The 1,654-nt window shown below is 50.3% G+C and carries 1 rRNA gene; it reads right to left on the bottom strand.

What is annotated here, in order from left to right:
• Positions 1 to 1,529: ribosomal RNA gene (locus ACWP87_RS13710) — 23S ribosomal RNA — on the bottom strand; the annotation flags it as partial.
• Positions 1,530 to 1,654: the final 125 nt, after the last annotated feature.

Raw genomic sequence — 1,654 nt, 5'->3', positions numbered from 1 at the left:
ACCGGACTTACTGCTTGGACGCACTTTTCCAGCCGTGCGCTTTCCTTAGCCTCCTGCGTCCCTCCATCGCTTAAACAAAATAAACTAGTGCAGGAATCTCAACCTGCTTGTCATCGACTACGCCTTGCGGCCTCGCCTTAGATCCCGACTAACCCTGGGAGGACGAGCCTTCCCCAGGAAACCTTAGTCATACGGTGGATCAGATTCTCACTGATCTTTCGCTACTCATGCCGGCATTCTCACTTCTAAGCGCTCCAGCCGTCCTCACGATCGACCTTCAACGCCCTTAGAACGCTCTCCTACCGCGCACCCTGACGGGTGCACCCACAGTTTCGGTATTATGCTTAGCCCCGGTATATTTTCGGCGCAGTGCCACTCGACTAGTGAGCTATTACGCACTCTTTAAATGGTGGCTGCTTCTGAGCCAACATCCTAGTTGTCTGTGCAACGCCACATCCTTTTCCACTTAGCATAAATTTAGGGACCTTAACTGGTGATCTGGGCTGTTCCCCTTTCGACAATGGACCTTATCGCTCACTGTCTGACTCCCGGAGTAAGATCAATGGTATTCGGAGTTTATCTGAATTCAGTAACCCTTGACGGGCCCCTAGTTCAAACAGTGCTCTACCTCCATGATCCATCCTCCGAGGCTAACCCTAAAGCTATTTCGGAGAGAACCAGCTATCTCCAAGTTCGTTTGGAATTTCACCGCTACCCACAACTCATCCCAGCATTTTTCAACATACATGGGTTCGGTCCTCCAGTGTGTTTCACCACACCTTCAACCTGGTCATGGGTAGGTCACTTGGTTTCGGGTCTACATCTACCTACTGAAGCGCCCTGTTCAGACTCGCTTTCGCTCCGGCTCCGACTTTTCATCTTAACCTCGCAGGCAAACGTAACTCGCCGGTTCATTCTACAAAAGGCACGCCATTACCCGTTAACGGGCTTTGACTAATTGTAGGCACACGGTTTCAGGAACTGTTTCACTCCCCTTCCGGGGTGCTTTTCACCTTTCCCTCACGGTACTGGTTCACTATCGGTCACTAGGGAGTATTTAGCCTTGGGAGATGGTCCTCCCGGATTCCGACGGAATTTCACGTGTTCCGCCGTACTCAGGATCCTGGACGGAGAGTCCGCCGTTTCGTTTACAGGGCTTTCACCTTCTATGGCGCAGCTTTCCAGCTGACTTCGACTACGTCGAACTTTGGTAACTCCAATGTCCAGTCCTACAACCCCGAGAAGCAAGCTTCTCGGTTTGGGCTCTTCCCACTTCGCTCGCCGCTACTATGGGAATCGAGTTTTCTTTCTCTTCCTGCGGGTACTGAGATGTTTCAGTTCCCCGCGTCTGCCGCCAACAAGCTATGTATTCACTTGCAGGCAATACACTGATGTGTACTGGGTTCCCCCATTCGGAAATCTCCGGATCAAAGCTTACTTATAGCTCCCCGAAGCATATCGGTATTAGTTCCGTCCTTCATCGGCTCCTAGTGCCAAGGCATCCACCGTGCGCCCTTTGTAACTTAACCTGTACTGACTTGCGTCAGCGGTTATGCGATGCGAATTTCTATTATTAGAAACTCATACAAATACGCTGTGTTCTCGGCAATTTAAAACATTTACAACAATGATATCCAGTTTTCAAAGAACAAAG

The sequence above is a fragment of the Lacticaseibacillus sp. 22 genome (genome assembly GCF_055413445.1).
Note: the sequence above shows the minus strand (reverse complement) of the source record. Positions and strands in the feature narration are given on the sequence as shown.